The organism is Gemmatimonadales bacterium (assembly GCA_036279355.1).
Lineage (GTDB): Bacteria > Gemmatimonadota > Gemmatimonadetes > Gemmatimonadales > GWC2-71-9 > DASQPE01.
Map to the genome: position 1 here is coordinate 134858 of DASUJH010000024.1, position 17758 is coordinate 152615.

Below are 17758 nucleotides of genomic sequence, written 5' to 3' on the forward strand. Positions count from 1 at the left end.
TGCTGCTACGCTGTCTCGACCGGCACGCCGCGAACCCGCCGCTCCCGGATAAGCCCGAGGAGCAGAATGCCAAGGACGAGAAGCGCGAGGTTGCCGATCACGAGGCGTCCGATGCTGGTGGTTCCGGTGCCTGCATAAACTTGAGTGTGGGAGACTACAATCCGGTGCGGGGCGATGTCAAGAGGTGCCCCGGCCGCCTTGACGCGATCCCGGCCTTGCATAAGATTGCGTGCATATGATTGCGCCGCTCGCCCGAATTCCGGTCGTCAAGCTTACGCTCGCCCGCATTGCGGGGGCGGCCGGGTCGCGATAGCGCGCGTACGCGAACCACCCGGCCCGCTCCCGATCGAGCGGGCCTTTTTGTTGCGCTCGACTCCGGCCTCTCCGGCCGGCCGGGCGCCACCACTCTGGAGGCAGCATGGCCGAACATGGGCAGCGGATCCGTCCGGCCGATTCCCGACGTCGCCGCGCCACGGCGGTGGCGAGCGCAGGCGCGAACTGCGGTGCGGACGCCGCCGCACACGCTGCGCGGCGCGGCCCCGCGCTCGATCCCTATCGCGAGCGGGACGCCTGCGGCACCGGTTTCATCGCGCGGGCCTCAGGCCTCCGCTCGCACGAAGTCGTCGCCATGGCGCTGGAGGCCGTGGCCCGGGTGGCGCACCGCGGTGCCGCGTCTACCGACAACTCGGGCGACGGCGCCGGCCTCCTGACTCAGATTCCCCACCGGCTGTTTTTCCGCGACGCCTATCGCCTGGGGCTCCGGCTTCAGCCGGGCCGGCCGTTCGGCGTCGGCGCCTTCTTTCTCCCCGCAGAACCAGGCGCGCTCGCATGCGCCAACGCGCTGGTCGAGGCCGTTTTCGCCGCGGACGGCATTCCCTTCCTCGGCTGGCGCGACGTGCCCGTGAACCCCGCGGCGCTCGGGCCCACCGCGCGCGCCTCCTTGCCCGTGATCCGCCAGGCGTTTCTCGGCATGCCGGCCGGGGTGAGCGACGATGAGGCGTGGGAGCGCGCCCTCTATCTCGCGCGCCGCGAGATGGAGCGCCGCGCAGACGAGGCCGGGCTCGACGGCTTCTACGTCTGCTCGCTCTCCTGTCGCACCGTCGTGTACAAGGCGCTCCTCACCGGCACCCAGTTGCCCGCGTTCTACACCGACTTCCGCTATCCGGAGTACGAAAGCGCGGTCGCGGTATTCCACCAGCGCTACTCCACCAACACGCTGCCCAGCTGGCCGCTTGCGCAGCCGTTCCGCCTCATCGCCCACAACGGCGAGATCAACACCCTCTGGGGCAACCGCAATGCGATGGCCATGCGCCAGCCGATGCTGGACTCGCCGCTCTGGGGCACCAGGGTCGAGCGTATCCGCGATGCGATCTGGGCCGCGGGAAGCGACTCGGCGAGCCTCGACAACGCGATGGAGTTGTTCGTGCGCTCGGGCCGCGATCCGGTGCACACGCTGATGATGATGATCCCGCAGGCATGGGAGAAGTACTCGGATCTGCACCCATCGATTCAGGCCTTCTACGAGTATCACCAGTGCGTGCACGAGCCGTGGGACGGTCCCGCCGCTGTGGCATTCACCGACGGCGTGCTCGCCGGTGCAGTCGTGGACCGCAATGGGCTTCGCCCCTGCCGCTACAAGATTCGGCGCGACGGGCTCGTCGCCGCCGGCTCGGAGGTGGGGCTCGTCGATCTCGACCCGCGCGAGGTGGTGGAGAGCGGGAAGGTGGGGCCGGGCGAGGTGCTGCTGGTCGACACCGCTCGCGGCGAGGTGGTGCGCAACATCGACGCGAAGCTCGAGGTCGCCGGGCGCCGGCCGTACGCGCGCTGGGTGGCCCGCTACATGGCGCAGCTCGAGCCTGACCCGTCGAAGGTAGCGCCGGACCCGGCGCCCGAAACGCTCGGCCGGCTGCAGCGCGCTTTCGGCTACGGGTTCGAGGACCTGCGCCACGTCCTGGAGCCGATGGGCGGCACCGGCAGCGATGCGGTGTGGAGCATGGGCGACGATACGCCGATCCCCCCGCTCTCCCGGATTCCGCACGGCATGTACGCCTACTTCCGCCAGCGCTTTGCACAGGTCACCAACCCGCCGATCGATTCGCTCCGCGAGTCGATGGTCATGTCACTGCGCATGCATCTCGGGCGGCGCGGTTCGCCCCTGCTCGAGCGGCCCAGCTACGCGCGCATGCTGCGCATCGAGCATCCGATCCTCCTGCCGGAAGAAATGGCCGCGCTCCGCAACGTCGCCGGCTTCTCGGCCGTCACCATCGACGCCGTCTGGGATCCGGCCGCGGGCCCGGACGGGCTGCGTCCCGCACTCATCAACCTCCGTCGCGCCGCCGAGCGCGCGGTGCGGCGTGGCGCCCGCATCCTCGTCGTGAGCGACCGGAGCGTTGGCGCGCGCCGCGCACCCATCCCGATGCTCCTCGCCATCGGCGCCGTGCGCCACCACCTGGTGGAGCGCGGACTTCGCGCCCGCGTTGGCATCGTGGCCGAAGTGGGCGATGCGCTCGACATCCACCACTTTGCCGCGCTGATCGGCTACGGCGCCGAGTCGGTGCATCCGTGGCTCGCGCTCGCGAGCATCGGCGGGCTCTTCGGCGAAGCCACGCGAGAAGGCGCCCCCGAGCGCCGCCGCGAGCATACCGACGCGCTCCGCCCCACGCCCGAGGAAGCGCGGCTGCGGTTCCGCACGGCGGCGGAGAAGGGCCTGCTCAAAATTCTCTCGAAGATGGGCATCTCGACCCTGTCGTCGTACTGCGGCGCCCAGATCTTCGAGGCGCTCGGCCTGGGCGCCGAGGTGATCGACACCTGTTTCGCCGGTACTGCCTCGCCCATCGGAGGAATCGGCTTCACCGAAATCGCGGAAGACGTCCTTGCCCGTCACGCCGACGCGTACGGCGAGGAGGCCGAGCCCGCCGGCAGCCTGCCCGACCACGGCCGGGTACGCTTCCGCAAGGAGGGCGAGGACCACGGCTGGGCGCCGCCCATCGTGGTCGCGCTCCAGCAGGCGGTGAAGGCGGGCACCGCGGACGCGTACGGCAACTTTCTGGCAAAGAACGTGGTGCGACGCCCCGCCGGCCCGCGTGATCTGCTCGCCATCCGGACCGGAACTCCGGTGCCCATCGACGAGGTCGAGCCGGCCGAGGCGATCCGGCGCCGCTTCATTTCGTCGGCCATGAGCCTTGGCGCGCTCTCGCCCGAAGCGCACGCCGTTCTCTCCGTCGCGATGAATCGCATGGGTGCCAAGTCGAACTCGGGCGAGGGCGGCGAGGATCCGGCGAACTATCGGGTGCTCCCGAACGGCGATCGGCTCGACAACCGGATCAAGCAGGTGGCATCCGCGCGCTTTGGCGTCACCGCCGAATATCTGATGCGCGCCGAGGAGCTGGAGATCAAGATCGTGCAGGGCGCCAAACCGGGCGAGGGCGGACAACTGCCGGCGCACAAGGTGACCGAGCTGATCGCGCGGCTGCGCCATGCCGTCGCCGGCATTCAGCTCATTTCGCCGCCGCCGCACCACGACATCTACTCGATCGAGGACCTGGCCCAGCTCATCCACGACCTCAAGACGGTAAACCCGCACGCGCGGGTGGGCGTCAAGCTCGTCTCTGAAGCCGGCGTCGGAACCGTGGCCGCGGGCGTCGCCAAGGCCTATGCGGATTACGTGCTCATCGCGGGACATAACGGCGGCACCGGCGCCTCTCCGCTCTCCTCGATCAAGCACGCGGGCGCGCCATGGGAGCTGGGCCTCGCCGAAGCGCAGCACACACTGCTCGCGAACGGTCTGCGGGGGCGGATCGAGGTGCGTACCGACGGTGGCTTCAAGACGGGGCGCGACGTGGTGATCGGCGCGCTGCTCGGCGCCGAGGCATTCGGCTTCGGCACGGCGGCGCTCGTGGCGATCGGTTGCGCGATGGCGCGGCAGTGTCATCTGAACACCTGCCCGACCGGCGTCGCCACGCAGCGCCCCGATCTCCGCGCCAAGTTCAAGGGCACGGCTGAGCAGGCGATCGCGTACTTCACGCTGCTGGCGGAAGATGTGCGGCAGATCCTGGCGGAAATGGGCTTCCGCCGCCTCGACGACATCATCGGCCGCACCGACCTGCTCGCGCGGGTCGAGCACCCGGAGCTGCCCCGCGCGCAGATGCTCGACCTCTCGATGCTGCTCGCGCCCTCGCCCACATTGCCCGGCATGGCGCTCCACCGGACCGCGGAACGAAACGACCGCCCGGGCATGCGCTGCCTGGACGACGAGATCCTGGAAGAGTTGGCACCGTATCTCGAGAGCGGCCTGCCGTTCTCCGGCACCTACCCGATCCGCAACCATCACCTCACTGTCGGCGCCCGCGTGGCTGGCCACATCGCCGAGCGGTGGGGCGATGCCGGGTTGCCGGACGGACGTATCCGCCTTCGCTTCACCGGCACCGCAGGACAGAGCTTCGGCGCGTTTCTGACGCCGGGCATGCACCTGGAGCTCGAAGGGGAGGCGAACGACTACGTCGGCAAGGGGCTTTCGGGCGGCGAAATCACCTTGCGCCCATACCGCCGCGCCGCGTACGCCGACGCGACGCATGAGAACCTGATCCTCGGGAACACCGTGCTCTACGGCGCCACCGGTGGCAAGCTCTTCGCCGCGGGTCAGGCCGGCGACCGCTTCGGCGTGCGGAATTCGGGAGCCGTCGCGGTGATCGAGGGCGCAGGCAATCACTGCTGCGAGTACATGACCGGCGGCATCATCGTCGTGCTCGGCCGGGCCGGGCGCAATCTCGGCGCCGGCATGTCCAACGGCATGGCCTACGCGCTGGACGAGGCCGGCACACTCAAGGATCGCGTGAATCCCGACATGGTGGATCTGGTTTCACTCGACGCCGAGGACGAGGAGTTGCTCCTCGCGCTCATCCGTGAGCACGAGGAGAAGACCACGAGCCCGCGCGCGCGCCGCCTGCTGGTCGAGTGGGAGCACTTCCGCACGTTCTTCCGCAAGGTGGCGCCGAAGGGCGCGGATGCCTCCAATGCCGCCACCCGCGCCGCCTACCTCGGCGCGTCGCCGAGCGTCGAGCCGGAGCTGGTGCTCGCGCGGCGGAGCGCGTAGCCGCTCGCCGGCTTGTGGGGCGGGAGCGCGCCGGACAGATTCCGGCCGCCCCTGGAGAGGAACCCGCCGTGCCGCTTACGGCCACTGAGCTTCGCCTTGCCTGGGTGGTGCTCGCCGTCCTCTGCTTCACCACCCCGCCGCCGGGCTCCCTCGCCGTGGCGACCCTTCTGCTCGTCGTCCTCGCACCGGGTGCGTTACTCCTTGCGTCGCGCACCTGGGCCGACCGCGCGGCGAAGGAGTTGAGTGAGGCCATGCGGACCCGTGCGCCGCGCGTCGCGCTGATACTCGCGGCGGGCCTGATTATCGTCACCGCGTTCCTGTTTAGCGTCTCGGGGGCGCTGCTCCTCACGGCCCTGCTTGGCGCCGGTGTGATGCTCGCCGCGTTGCGCGGCGGCCCTGCGCGCGTGCACGGTCTGCTCGGCGGCATCATTCTCACCGGCCTTGCCATGCTGATCGGCGGCGGCGCGCTCGAGTTCCTGCTCGGACACGTATACGCCGCACGGCTCGGCGCGCCCTCCGAGCTCATGGCCTGGAACACCCGCTACGATGGGATCTGGCGGAGCAATCTCTTCAACATGCGATCACCCTACGAGCGGCTGGCGCGCCGACCTGGCGTGCTGCGCGTGCTCGCATTCGGCGATTCGTTCACCTGGGGCGACAAGATCGCGCGCACGGAAGACACCTGGCCCGCGGCGCTCGAGCGTCGCCTCACGCACCGGCTCGGGCGGCCGGTCGAGGTGGTGAACACCGGCCAGAAGGGATGGAGCACCGCAAACGAGGCCGAGCTGCTCCGCCGGTTCGGCTGGCAGTGGCAACCGGATCTCATCATCGTGCAGTACACCTTGAATGACGCGGCGGTGAGCGGTCCGAACTTCGAGACGACCCAGGATCGCGACGTCTCCCTCCTTCCTCCACGGCTGAGCGAGGGCGCGATCCGCCACAGCGCGCTGCTCTTCCTGCTCGAGCGCCGGGCGGAGGCATGGCTCGCCCGGCCGGAGGGATACACGCCGCGCTACGACACGGCCGGCGTCGCATGGACGCAGCTCGCCGCCGCGCTTCGCGAAATCGGCGACTCGGCCGCGCAGCGTCGCGTGCCGGCCCTGCTCCTGCTTTACCCCACACCCGCGCGCGGAGTCTGGACCGCCGAAACCTACCCTTGGCGCGAGCTCGTGGATCGCGTGGCCCGGACGGGGCGCACGGCGGGATTGGATGTGGTCGATCTCATCCCGGTGCTAGCGGCCCAGGGCGGCAACTGGGCACGTTGGTGGGCCATGCCGTACGATCCCCACCCGAACCCTGCGGCCGACAGTCTCGCCGCGGATGTCCTGGCGGCGCGCATTGTCGAGCGCGGATATCTCGATCGAACCGCAATCGCCCAAGCGCCCGATACGGCGCCTGCCGTGCGCGCGAGGCGCGCCGCGCGGCACTGAGTGCGCATCTCGCGGCGGGCTTTCGCCTCCGTTCTGGCCCTCGCTGCTCTCGGCGCTCCCGCCGCCGCGCGGGCGCAGACGGCACCGGTGGCACTGGGTGTCCAGCTCGGTTACTCGCGGGCCGGATTCACGGATGTTGGCGGCGGAACGCTCAACGAGAGCCGGGACGGCACGCTCTTCGGAGTGTTCGTCGACCGGCGCGTGGCCGGCCCGGTCGGTGCGCAACTCGAGCTCTTCATCGCCAAGCGCGGCGGCGGACTCACCGGGACGCTCGACGGCGTGCCGATCCGCATCAGCGCGCAGCTTGTCTATCTCGACTTTCCGCTCCTCGCCCGCGTCGCGATTCCCGTCGGCAGCCGGCACGTCCGACCGGTCATCTTCGGCGGCGGATCGGCCTCCTTCAATATCGGCTGCGATTTCCAGGCGGAGGTGCCGGGCCAGGTGGTGCAGGTCACCTGCGGCGATTCCGCAGCTGGAGGCGTAGGCATCCGCGGCGTGGACTTCGGCGCCATCGTGGGCGGCGGACTGGAATATTCCTGGCGCCGCTCGGCCCTCCGGCTCGAGCTGCGCGAGACCTTCGGCCTTCGGACCGTCACGACCGACGCCCAGTTCAAGAACCGCACGTGGGCGATGCTGTTCGGCTTCACCATCTGAACCGGAGCGCTTGACGCCGCAATCCCGTGGCGCGACCATCCTTTCATGACCGATGCCATCGCGCCACCGCCCGATCCCACGCGCCATCCCGCCGGCGCGTCGCCCCTTGCCACCGAACAGGAGGCGCGCGAAGTCGCCGAGGCGGCGCGCGAAAAGGAGTGGCAGGCGCCAAGCTTCGTGCGCCAGCTCTTCGAGGGCGCGTTCCGCCTCGACCTCGTGCATCCCTTCCCCGAGCAGGACCCGGCCGACATCGAAAAGGCTCGCCCCTTCCTGGCCCGGCTTGAGCGATTCCTCACCGAGAAGGTCGACAGCGATCGGATCGATCGCGAGGGCAAGATTCCGCCCGAGATCATCGCGGGCCTGCGCGAGATCGGCGCCTTCGGCATCAAGATCCCCGAAGAGTACGGCGGCCTCGGGCTGAGCCAGACGAGCTACACCCACGCGATCGGCCTCGTAACGAGCCGAGACGGTAATCTCACCGCGCTGCTCTCCGCGGCGCAGTCGATCGGCGTACCGCAACCGCTCAAACTCTTCGGCACGCCGGAGCAGAAGCGGCGCTATCTCCCGCGGCTTGCGCGCGGCGCCGTGTCGGCCTTTGCGCTTACCGAGTCGAACGTGGGCTCCGATCCCGCGGCCATGACGACGACCGCCGAGCTGTCCGCCGACGGCAGCCACTACGTGCTGAACGGCGAGAAGCTCTGGTGCACCAACGGCACCATCGCCGAGCTGATGGTCGTGATGGCGCGCACCGGGCCGCGCCGGATCACCGCGTTCATCGTCGAAACCGGCTGGCCGGGCGTCGAAGTGGTGCAGCGCCTCCATTTCATGGGGCTCAAGGCGCTCGAAAACGGCATCGTTCGCTTTCACGATGTCCGCGTGCCCGTCGAGAACGTGCTCTGGGGCGAAGGCCGCGGGCTCAAGCTCGCGCTCGTCACGCTCAACACCGGCCGCCTCACGCTCCCCGCCTCGTGCGCGGCTGCGGGCAAGCGTTGCGTCGAGATCTCGCGTCGCTGGGCGGCGGAGCGGGTGCAGTGGGGCCAGGCGATCGGCCGGCATGACGCCATCGCCCAGAAGCTGGGCCGCATGGCGGCCGACACCTTCGCGATGGACGCGGTGTCGGATCTCGCTTCCCTCCTCGCGGACCGCGGCAACGCCGACATCCGCCTCGAGGCCGCGATGGCCAAGATGTGGAACACCGAGACCGCCTGGCGCCTGGTGGACGACACCCTCCAGATCAAGGGCGGCCGCGGCTACGAGACGGCTGACAGTCTTCGGAGCCGGGGCGAGCGGCCGGACGCGATCGAGCGGATGATGCGAGACATGCGCATCAATCTCATCTTCGAGGGCTCGAGCGAGATCATGCGGCTCTTCATTGCCCGCGAGGCGGTGGACACGCACCTCCGCGTGGCCGGCGATCTCATCGACCCTTCGGCTCCGACCCCGCAGAAGATCCGGGCCCTGCTCCGGTCAGGCGCGTACTACGCCGCGTGGTACCCGCGACTCTACCTCGGCTGGGACCGGGCGCCGCGCCATTCCGAATTCGGCCCTCTCGCGAGCCACCTGCGTTTCGTGGGCCGCGCGTCGCGCCGGCTCGCCCGCACGCTGTTTCATTGCATGCTCCGGTTCGGCCCGCGGCTCGAGAAGCGGCAGGCCGTGCTGTTTCGCCTCGTGGAAATCGGCGCGGAGCTGCTGGCAATCACCGCCACCTGCTCGCGCGCGCACGCGATGGCGCGACGCGATCCCTCCAACCGCGGGCCCGTCGCGCTGGCCGACGTGTTCAGCCGCGCCGCCCGCCGGCGCGTCCACGACCGCTTCCGCGCGGTGTTCGACAACGACGATACTGAGACCTACCGCGTGGCACAGGAGGTGCTCAGGGGCGAGCACGCCTGGATGGAATCGGGCATCGCCCGCGGATAGATTCGACGCCACACCCGAGGAGCATCGCGCATCATGGCAGTCGCCGAAGGCAGAACGCTTCCGTTCACCGGCCCCGAAGCAATCGACGCCGGCGTGCTCGAGACCTTCGGGTACGCGGGGCCCGAGCAGGATATCGTCACCGAGACCCGCGAGTTCAGCGCGGTCTGCCCGTACAGCGGCCTGCCGGACTTTGCCGCGCTCACCATCCGCTACGTGCCCTCGGACCGGTGCGTCGAGCTCAAGAGTCTCAAGTATTACGTGACGAGCTACCGCGCCGTCGGCATCTTCCAGGAGCACGCGACCGCGCGGATCGCCGAAGATCTGTTCCGGCTGCTCGAACCGCGGCGCCTCATCGTTTCGACGCGGTACAACGTGCGTGGCGGCTTCGAGACGACGTGCACGGTCACGCTCCCGCGCGCGCCGCACGCCGCGCCTGCGCTGTGAGCCGGATCATCGCGAACTAGCCGGCCCCGCCCTACGTTTTCCCGACAGCATCAGTGGCGGACTGTATCATGCTGGCGTCGATGATCTCATCTCTGCACCCGCTGCCCGACGTGCCGGACCTGCTCGTGCACGCGGTGCTCGGGCCACTCACTCTCGCCTACGTCGCCGCGTGGATTGCACTGTACGTCCACGAGATCGGCCACGCCACGATGGCCCGCGCGCTCGGGGTGCGGATCTGGGGCGTGCGGCTCGGCATCGGGCCGGCGGTGTTCGATGGTGTCGTGGCTGGCTGCCAACTGCGCATCGGCATCTTGCCTCTCGCGGGATCGGTCGCACTTCTCGACGCGGATGCCGCTGCCATCGGCTACCGGGGTCTCGGAATATCGGAGCGGTCCCACTTCGAGTGGGTCCACGGCGCCTGGCGCGCGCCGCTCATCTCCGCGGCCGGAGGGATCAGCAACCTGTTCGGGGCGCTGGCAGTGATCGCCAACTGGTCGTGGTCCGGGCAGCCCGCCCTCGGCACGCCGCTCGGCGATCTCGCGCTCTACGCCGTGGTGGCAAACCTCGCCGGCTACCTCAACCTGCTTCCCTGCTTCTCGTCCGACGGCCGGCACCTGCTGCAACAGCTGAGCGCCGTGCGCCGCCGCGTCGACGCGCGTACCGACCATCGCTGAACGGCGCCGCCACGGCGGCCCGATGTATGCGTGGTTTCCCGCCCTCGCGGGCGTGAATATCTTTGCCCACCGGGGCCGCTGGCGACAGCACCGCACCTCTCCAAAGGACGTTAGACGTGGCCAAAGACACGCTGACCGTCACCGACGACCGCACCGGCAAGACGTACGAGCTGCCGATTACCAACGGGACGATTCGCGCCATGGATCTCCGCCAGATCCGCACGTCGGAGTCCGATTTCGGACTCATGTCGTACGATCCGGCGTTCATGAATACGGCGGCGTGCCGCAGCGCGATCACCTACATCAACGGCGACCTCGGCATCCTGCGCTACCGCGGCTACCCGATCGAGCAGATCGCCGAGCAGGCCTCGTTTCTCGAGGTCGCCTGGCTGCTCATCGAGGGCGAGCTGCCGACGCGGGCCCAACTCGACGCCTGGACCGAAGAGGTCCGCAACCACACCTACGTCCACACGAACGTCACCAAGTTCCTCGAGGGCTTCCGGTACGACGCGCACCCGATGGGCATGCTGCTCGGCACGGTGGGCGCGCTTTCGACGTTCTATCCCGACGCGAAGCACGTGCAGGACCCCGAGAATCGGCGGCTGCAGCGCATCCGGCTCCTGGCCAAGCTGCCGACGATCGCGGCGTTCGTGTTCCGCCATTCCCGCGGCCTGCCGTTCGTATTTCCGGAGAACGACCGCGACTACATCGCGAACTTCGTGAACATGACCTTCAGCATCGGGGGCAACCACCAGCCCAATAAGGTCCTGCAGCGCGCCCTCGAGATCCTGCTCATTCTCCATGCGGATCACGAGCAGAACTGCTCAACCACGGCGGTGCGCGACGTGGGCTCGTCCCACGTTGATCCGTTCTCGGCAGTGTCGGCGGGCATCGCGGCGCTCTACGGCCCGCTCCACGGCGGCGCGAACGAGGCGGCGCTCGCCATGCTCGATGAGATTGGCGACAAGCGGAACGTGGGGCGGTTCGTCAAATCGGTGAAAGAGGGCCACGGCCGCCTCATGGGCTTCGGGCACCGGGTGTACAAGTCGTATGACCCCCGCGCCAAGCTGATCAAGCGAGTGGCCTACGAGGTTTTTGCGCAAACGGGACTCAACCCGCGGCTCGAGATTGCGCTGGAGCTCGAGCGCATCGCGCTCGAAGACGACTATTTCGTGAGCCGCAAGCTGTATCCCAACGTGGACTTCTACTCCGGCCTCATCTACGAGGCCATGGGCTATCCCCGGGACTACTTCACGGTGCTTTTCGCGCTCGGGCGTACTCCCGGCTGGCTGGCCCAATGGGAGGAGATGCTGTGCGACCCGGAGCAGAAGATTGCCCGGCCGCGCCAGATCTACGTTGGCCCGGGAGAGCGCGACTACATCCCACTCGACAAGCGGTAGGCAGCGGCCCTCCGAGGCCACACCTCTGGTGAGATCGGCCGGCGCGCATTAGTATTTGCTGCGTCGCAGCAATTCGGGAAGCGCCGAGGAGGTCACCAGATGGAACCTGTCTTCATCATCGCCGCCGGCCGCACGGCCATCGGCTCCTTCGGCGGGGCGCTCGCGGGGATGCCGGCCAGCAGTCTTGGGGCGACGGTCATCGGGGGCTTGCTCCGCCGGAGCGGCCTCCGCCCCGAGCATGTTGACGAAGTCATTCTCGGCCAAGTACTTACCGCTGGTGCCGGGCAAAATCCGGCGCGTCAGGCTGCGATCCAGGCGGGGCTCCCCGCGTCCACTCCGTCCATGACGATCAACAAGGTGTGCGGGAGCGGGCTCAAGGCCGTGCATCTCGCCGCCCAGGCGATCCGGTGCGGTGACGCCGGAGTGATCATCGCGGGGGGCCAGGAAAACATGAGCCTCGCGCCGCATGTGCTGCCCAAGTCGCGCCTCGGGACCAAGATGGGTGAATGGGCCCTGCAGGACAGCATGATCACCGACGGGCTCTGGGACGCCTTCAACAACTACCACATGGGCGTCACTGCGGAGAACATCGCGAAACAGTTCTGCATCTCGCGCGAAGATCAGGACCGCTTTGCCGCGGTATCGCAGCAGCGGGCGGAAGCGGCCCAGAAGGCGGGACGCTTCAAAGACGAGATCATCCCCGTCGAAATCCCGCAGAAGAAGGGCAACCCGGTGGTGTTCGACACCGACGAGTTTCCCCGCGCGGGCACCACAGCCGAAGGTCTGGGCAAGCTGCGGCCGGCGTTCGACAGCTCGGGCACGGTCACGGCCGGCAACGCCTCCGGCATCAACGATGGCGCCGCCGCGGTGATCGTCACGTCCGAGAGCCGCGCCAAGGAGCTCGGGCTCAAGCCGCTCGCGCGAGTGGTGGCCTACGCGAGCGCGGGTGTGGACCCGGCCATCATGGGCACGGGGCCGATCCCCGCCACCCGCCGGTGTCTCGAGAAGGCGGGCTGGAAGCCGGCCGACCTCGACCTCATCGAGGCCAACGAGGCCTTCGCGGCGCAGGCGCTGTCAGTGAACCGCGAGATCGGCTGGGACCCGGAGCGCGTCAACGTAAACGGCGGCGCCATCGCACTCGGCCACCCGATCGGAGCGTCGGGCGCGCGGGTGCTGGTGACGTTGCTCCACGAGATGGCGCGGCGGCAGGCCCGGCGCGGGCTGGCGACCCTCTGCATCGGCGGCGGCCAGGGCGTGGCGCTCGCCGTGGAGCGCTGAGCCATGGCCCACAAGTCGAACGGCCGCGTGGCGCTCGTCACCGGCGGCACCGGCGGCATCGGGACGGCCATCTGTCACCGACTGGCCGACGCAGGGTTCAAGGTCGCCACCAACTTCCGCAGCGCGGAGAAGACGAGCGCCTGGCGCAAGACCTGGAAGGGCAAGGGCTACGACTTCGCAACGTACGAAGCCGACGTGACCGACTTCGACGGCTGCCGCCAGATGATCGAACGGATCGAGCGCGACCTGGGTCCGCTCGCCGTGCTCGTAAACAATGCGGGCGTGACGTACGACACCACCTTCCGCAAGATGACCCCCGAGCAGTGGCACACCGTGCTCAACACCAATCTCGACAGCCTCTTCAACGTGACGCGTCACGTGATTCAGGGGATGACCGAGCGCGGGTTCGGTCGGGTGATCAATATCTCGTCCATCAACGGGCAACGGGGTCAGATCGGCCAGACCAACTACGCCGCCGCCAAGGCAGGGATGCACGGCTTCACAATGGCGCTCGCCCAGGAAGTGGCCCGGAAAGGCGTGACAGTGAACACCATCTCCCCCGGATACATCGCCACCGACATGGTCATGGCCATGCCCGAGGATGTCCGCAAGAAGATCATCGCGGACATTCCGGTGGGCCGTCTCGGAACTCCGGACGAGGTGGCGTACGCGGTGAATTTTCTCGCATCGGACGAGGCCGGATTCATCACCGGCGCGAGTATCTCGTGCAACGGGGGCCACCACATGATGTGAGGGTGGGCGCCGACCGCGCCCGCTTTCGCGAAAGGGTCCGCACATGACCGAGCCGCGCCTCATCAAGAAGTACCCCAACCGGCGTCTCTACGATACCGCCGAGAGCCGGTACATCACCGTGGACGACGTGCGGCGGCTGGTGTTGGAGCGCGTGGACTTCCGCATCCTCGACGCCAAGACCGACGAGGATCTGACGCGAAGCACCCTCCTGCAGATCATCACCGAGCAGGAGGAGAACGGGAAGCCGATCTTCTCCGCGGACGTCCTCCAGCAAGTCATCCGCTTCTACGGCGACACCGTGCAGAGCCTCGCGTCCGATTTCCTCGAGCGGAGCCTCGCGGTGTTTGCCGAGCAGCAGGAGCGCTACGAGCAGCAATTGCGCGGGGCGGCGAGCGCCAACCCGTTCACGATCTGGACCGACCTGAGCCAGCAGAATCTCGAGCTTTGGAGCCGGATGCAGCGGGGATTTTTCGATGCACTGGCGGCGCAGCGTGCGCGCGGCAAGGCAGCGCGTGGCCCCGATGCGAACGGCGCGCCGGGCTGACGGCGCGCCGGCGGCTCCGGCCACACCATTTCACTCCGGGAGTTCGCACATGGCGGCAGCGATGTCATGGGAACCTGACGAATCGGCCTCACGGAACGCCGCGCCGAGTCCCGACGTCGCCGTCGTTACCGGCGGTATCGGGGGTATCGGCACCGCCGTCTGCCGTGCGCTCGCCGACGCGGGCAACCGCGTGGTCGCGACGTACCTCCCGCAGGAAGCGGAGCTGGCGCAATGCTGGTTGGGCGACCGGCGCGCCGAGGGCTACCATTTCATCGCGCTCCCCTGTGACGTGGCATCCTACGAGAGCAGCGTCGCGCTCGCGCGCACTGTCGAGTCCACGGTGGGTCCGGTAGGGGTGCTGGTGAATTGCGCCGGCATCACGCGGGACCGGACGCTCGCGAAGATGGAGCCGAGCCAGTGGTTCGCAGTCCTCCGCACCAACCTCGACAGCGCGTTCAACGTGACCCGGAATTTCATCGAGGGCATGCTGGCTCGGCGCTACGGCCGGATCATCAACATCTCGTCGGTAAACGGGCTCAAGGGACAGTTCGGCCAGACCAATTACTCATCGGCCAAAGCCGGCCTGCTCGGCTTTACCCGGAGCCTGGCCCGCGAAGTGGCACCGCACGGCGTAACCGTCAACGCGGTGGCGCCGGGGTACGTGGACACCTCGATGGTGAAGGCCATTCCGGAGCCGATCCGTGAAAGCATCGTGGAGCAGATCCCCGTCGGCCGGCTCGCCCGACCGGAGGAGATCGCTCGAGTAGTGGCATTCCTGGCGGCCGAGGCAAGCGGCTACATCACCGGTGCGACCATCTCCGTAAATGGCGGCCTGTTCATGGCATAGCGGTGGGCTTGACAGTGATGGGCCGCATTCGTATGTTGCGCCGCAGCAATTGGTGCAGTGCACAAACGCCCACGCCCGAGGAGACCATGCAGAACGAATTGATCGACCAGTGGACCAAGTTCGCAAACGCCGCGCTCGATGCGGTCCGCCAGCTGAGCGACATCAACAGCCGGGCGTTCAAGGGCCTCGCCGAGCAGCAGCTCGAGGCGTTCGAGGTCTCGGTTCAGACCGTCACCAGAGGCCTGCAGATCGCCGCCGCACCCAAGAGCTACTCGGAGGTGTCGGCCAACCAGGCGGCACTCGCCAATGAGTACGGCCAGAAGCTCGTCGGCATCGCGCGCAAGAGCAACGAATTGCTCACGGATGCGCAGCACGAGTACACGGGATGGGTGGAGAAGGGCGTGCAGAACGCGCAGGCCGCCGCCGAGCAGCAGAAGAAGGCGGCGTAAGCATCGGTGGGGAGCGGTAGCCGTCGACTGCTACCGCTCCGACAGCCACCGGCAGATTGCGGGAGGAATGGTCGCCTGCGACTTGCCGCTCACATAGAGGCCGATGTGACCGCCGGGAAACTCGAGCGCGGTGTAGTCGTCGGTCCCCACGTAGTCCCCAAGCACTCTGGAGGCGGCCGGCGGCACGAGGTGGTCGTCAGCCGCGTAGATGTTGAGCACCGGCATCGCCACCCGCGTGAGATCGACCGGGTGGCCGCCGATCGACACCTCGCCCTTGATCAATGCGTTTCGCTGATAGAAGTCCTTGGTAAACTGCCGGAACGCCTCCCCCGCCTGATCCGGGCTGTCGAAAATCCACTTCTCCATCCGCACGAAACTCTTGGCCTTGGCCGGGCTCTCGAGCTGGTCCACCATGTCGAGATACTTCTGGCCGGTGAGCCGGAACGGCTTGAGCGAGAGATAGGTCCAGTTGAGCAGCTCGCCGGGAATGTTGCCCAAGGTGTCGACGAGCAGGTCGACGTCGAGGTGGCGCACCCACCGGCTGAGCAGGTTGTCGGGCGTGTGGAAGTCCACCGGGGTGACCGTCGTGATGAGATTGCGAACCTTTTCTGGGTGGAGCGCCGCGTAACAGAGGGAGAACGTGCCGCCCTGACAAATGCCGAGGAGATTGATCTTGTCCAGCGCGTGGCGCCGTCGGATCACGTCCACGCAACGATCCATGTAGCCGTTGATGTAGTCGTCGAGTGAGAGGAAGCGGTCGCCTCCGTCGGGGTAGCCCCAATCGATGAGATACACGTCGAGGCCGCCCTTGAGCATCCCCCGCACCAGTGATCGATCCTCCTGGAGATCGATCATGTAAGGGCGATTGACCAGCGCGTAGGTGATCATTACCGGGACCCGGCGCAGCTCGCGCGCGAGCGGGCGGAACCGATAGAGCACCATCTTGCCCTCGCGGTAGACCACGTCCTTGGCAGTCGCGCCGACGTCGATCTCGCCAAGGTCGCCGAGCGTCTGAAGTCCGCGGGTGAGGCGGGCGCCGAAATCCTGCATTTCCCGCATGGCCTGATCGGGCGTGATCCGAAACGTTTCTGGTGGCAGCACGCTCACTCCTCGGCGCCGCCGGCGCTGGGCGCCGGGGTTTGGCTCCAGGTCCGCCTCGTGCGGAGCGCCGCGAGCTCCTGCCGGAGCGCCGCAACTTCGCGGTTGAGCTCCTGCTGGCGCCGCTGCACCGCGCTCAGATCTCTCGCGGTCGGAAGACCGAAGCCACCTGCCGCCTCATCCACCATGCGGCGGCCCTGCTGCTTCAGCGCCATCAGTCGATTTACCAGGGTGCCGTAAACCTCCGCATACTCGTCGGTGCTTACGAGCTTCGCGTACGCCTCCTCGCCGGCATCGACCCAGAGGTCAAATGCCTCGCGGAGGGTCGTGATCGGCGTTCCGGCATCGCCGCGCTCAACCAGCCGGCGCTGGAAGACATCGATGGCGTCGACCCCGAGCTTGCTGACCACTTCGGCATAGTCCTGGAATGCACGCTGATACTCGAGCCCGAGCCGCAGCAGTTGCTGCCCCCGCTCCTGCCACTCGCGGGTATAGCCCAGCGCGGGCACCGACAAGAATCGGCCGAGCCGCTCGTGCAGATCGTCGGTGAAGTCGGAGGCACCCTGAGGTTTGAGACCGGCGAGGAAGTCGCCGGGCGTGGCGGCGGAGCTCGAGACGGTGCGCCGCCATGTGTCGAGCGGCAACTCCCAGAACGCCATCAGGGAGCGGAGCGGCGCGGCGCCGTGCGAGCCGTTGGAGAAGCCCGCCTTGAGGTCGCCAAAATACGCCGCGACCTGCTCCTGCCAGCGTTCCGCCGCGGCCTCCGGGCGGCCCATGCGCTGCAAGAGCCGCATGAACGTCTCGCCCATCTGGAGATAGGCCTGGCCCTGGGCGAGCACCGCGGCAAGCACGGTCTGCATCGGCGGAGGCGCGCTCGGCGCGATGAGCGAGCGCCACCATGCGGTCACCGAATCGCTCCATGTCTGGCCGGCCGAGTCGGCCGGTGATGTCGGAGCGGGTGCCGCGCTCGGTGCGGCGGCGCGCCACATGGCGCCCCATGCATCGAGGTACTGGCGCTGTGCCTCTAGCCAGGGGTTAGTGGAGAATGGCGATGTGGAGTCGTCGCTCACGAGTCGGTCGCCTCGGTGGAAGGGCGCAGCCGGCGCGCGCGCAGTACGATCGGCATGGCCGGCGCCGGGGGAGAAGTTAGCAGGCGGTATGTTGCAGCGCAACATGGA

Annotated in this window: 14 protein-coding genes; 12 read left to right on the forward strand and 2 right to left on the reverse strand. The window is 68.2% G+C overall.

Features of this window, described 5'->3' with window-relative positions:
• Positions 1-418 precede the first annotated feature (418 nt).
• The 12 genes from gltB (at position 419) to VFW66_06575 (ending at position 15482) form a co-directional block, all read left to right on the forward strand.
• A complete protein-coding gene (gene gltB, locus VFW66_06520) occupies positions 419-5092 on the forward strand; it encodes a glutamate synthase large subunit (GenBank protein ID HEX5386330.1) in 4674 nt (1557 codons plus the stop codon).
• A 68-nt stretch (positions 5093-5160) separates the two neighbouring features.
• On the forward strand, positions 5161-6522 hold the full coding sequence (locus VFW66_06525) for an SGNH/GDSL hydrolase family protein (protein ID HEX5386331.1): 1362 nt from the start codon (positions 5161-5163) through the stop codon (positions 6520-6522).
• Entirely contained in the window at positions 6523-7176 is a 654-nt protein-coding gene (locus tag VFW66_06530) for an outer membrane beta-barrel protein (protein ID HEX5386332.1), read from the forward strand.
• 45 nt (positions 7177-7221) lie between these two features.
• Positions 7222-9093 carry an acyl-CoA dehydrogenase family protein gene (locus VFW66_06535; protein HEX5386333.1) on the forward strand — a complete coding sequence of 624 codons (1872 nt, stop codon included), beginning with the start codon at positions 7222-7224 and terminating at the stop codon, positions 9091-9093.
• Positions 9094-9126: 33 nt separating this feature from the next.
• Positions 9127-9537, forward strand: coding sequence for a preQ(1) synthase (queF, locus tag VFW66_06540; protein HEX5386334.1), 411 nt, complete (start codon positions 9127-9129; stop codon positions 9535-9537).
• Between the two features lie 80 nt (positions 9538-9617).
• Positions 9618-10211: a site-2 protease family protein gene (locus VFW66_06545; protein HEX5386335.1), complete on the forward strand. Its 594-nt coding sequence runs from the start codon at positions 9618-9620 to the stop codon at positions 10209-10211.
• A 116-nt stretch (positions 10212-10327) separates the two neighbouring features.
• Positions 10328-11611, forward strand: coding sequence for a citrate synthase (locus VFW66_06550; protein ID HEX5386336.1), 1284 nt, complete (start codon positions 10328-10330; stop codon positions 11609-11611).
• A gap of 99 nt (positions 11612-11710) precedes the next feature.
• Complete coding sequence (locus VFW66_06555; protein ID HEX5386337.1) at positions 11711-12889, forward strand: acetyl-CoA C-acetyltransferase; 1179 nt, start codon at positions 11711-11713, stop codon at positions 12887-12889.
• 3 nt (positions 12890-12892) lie between these two features.
• Positions 12893-13642: an acetoacetyl-CoA reductase gene (gene phbB / locus VFW66_06560; protein HEX5386338.1), complete on the forward strand. Its 750-nt coding sequence runs from the start codon at positions 12893-12895 to the stop codon at positions 13640-13642.
• Positions 13643-13685: 43 nt separating this feature from the next.
• The gene (phaR, locus tag VFW66_06565; GenBank protein HEX5386339.1) at positions 13686-14186 is read left to right on the forward strand and encodes a polyhydroxyalkanoate synthesis repressor PhaR; all 501 of its coding nucleotides are present in this window, start codon (positions 13686-13688) and stop codon (positions 14184-14186) included.
• A gap of 49 nt (positions 14187-14235) precedes the next feature.
• Positions 14236-15033, forward strand: coding sequence for an acetoacetyl-CoA reductase (gene phbB / locus VFW66_06570; protein ID HEX5386340.1), 798 nt, complete (start codon positions 14236-14238; stop codon positions 15031-15033).
• An 86-nt stretch (positions 15034-15119) separates the two neighbouring features.
• Positions 15120-15482 carry a phasin family protein gene (locus VFW66_06575; protein HEX5386341.1) on the forward strand — a complete coding sequence of 121 codons (363 nt, stop codon included), beginning with the start codon at positions 15120-15122 and terminating at the stop codon, positions 15480-15482.
• A gap of 30 nt (positions 15483-15512) precedes the next feature.
• Here the strand turns inward: VFW66_06575 and VFW66_06580 are convergent, their stop codons facing one another.
• Both VFW66_06580 and phaE read right to left on the reverse strand, forming a co-directional pair.
• Entirely contained in the window at positions 15513-16583 is a 1071-nt protein-coding gene (locus VFW66_06580; GenBank protein ID HEX5386342.1) for a class III poly(R)-hydroxyalkanoic acid synthase subunit PhaC, read from the reverse strand.
• Between the two features lie 2 nt (positions 16584-16585).
• Positions 16586-17755 (reverse strand): class III poly(R)-hydroxyalkanoic acid synthase subunit PhaE, encoded by a 1170-nt coding sequence (phaE, locus tag VFW66_06585; GenBank protein ID HEX5386343.1) that lies wholly within the window; start codon positions 17753-17755, stop codon positions 16586-16588.
• Between the last annotated feature and the right edge of the window lie 3 nt (positions 17756-17758).

What these genes read in the sequence shown, in the direction of transcription:
- VFW66_06545 (HEX5386335.1), top strand. Translation starts at nt 9,618, where the DNA reads ATGATCTCATCTCTGCACCCGCTGCCCGACGTGCCGGACCTGCTCGTG.
- queF (HEX5386334.1), top strand. Translation starts at nt 9,127, where the DNA reads ATGGCAGTCGCCGAAGGCAGAACGCTTCCGTTCACCGGCCCCGAAGCA.
- phbB (HEX5386338.1), top strand. Translation starts at nt 12,893, where the DNA reads ATGGCCCACAAGTCGAACGGCCGCGTGGCGCTCGTCACCGGCGGCACC.
- gltB (HEX5386330.1), top strand. Translation starts at nt 419, where the DNA reads ATGGCCGAACATGGGCAGCGGATCCGTCCGGCCGATTCCCGACGTCGC.
- phbB (HEX5386340.1), top strand. Translation starts at nt 14,236, where the DNA reads ATGGCGGCAGCGATGTCATGGGAACCTGACGAATCGGCCTCACGGAAC.
- VFW66_06555 (HEX5386337.1), top strand. Translation starts at nt 11,711, where the DNA reads ATGGAACCTGTCTTCATCATCGCCGCCGGCCGCACGGCCATCGGCTCC.
- phaR (HEX5386339.1), top strand. Translation starts at nt 13,686, where the DNA reads ATGACCGAGCCGCGCCTCATCAAGAAGTACCCCAACCGGCGTCTCTAC.
- VFW66_06535 (HEX5386333.1), top strand. Translation starts at nt 7,222, where the DNA reads ATGACCGATGCCATCGCGCCACCGCCCGATCCCACGCGCCATCCCGCC.
- VFW66_06575 (HEX5386341.1), top strand. Translation starts at nt 15,120, where the DNA reads ATGCAGAACGAATTGATCGACCAGTGGACCAAGTTCGCAAACGCCGCG.
- phaE (HEX5386343.1), bottom strand. Translation starts at nt 17,755, where the DNA reads ATGTTGCGCTGCAACATACCGCCTGCTAACTTCTCCCCCGGCGCCGGC.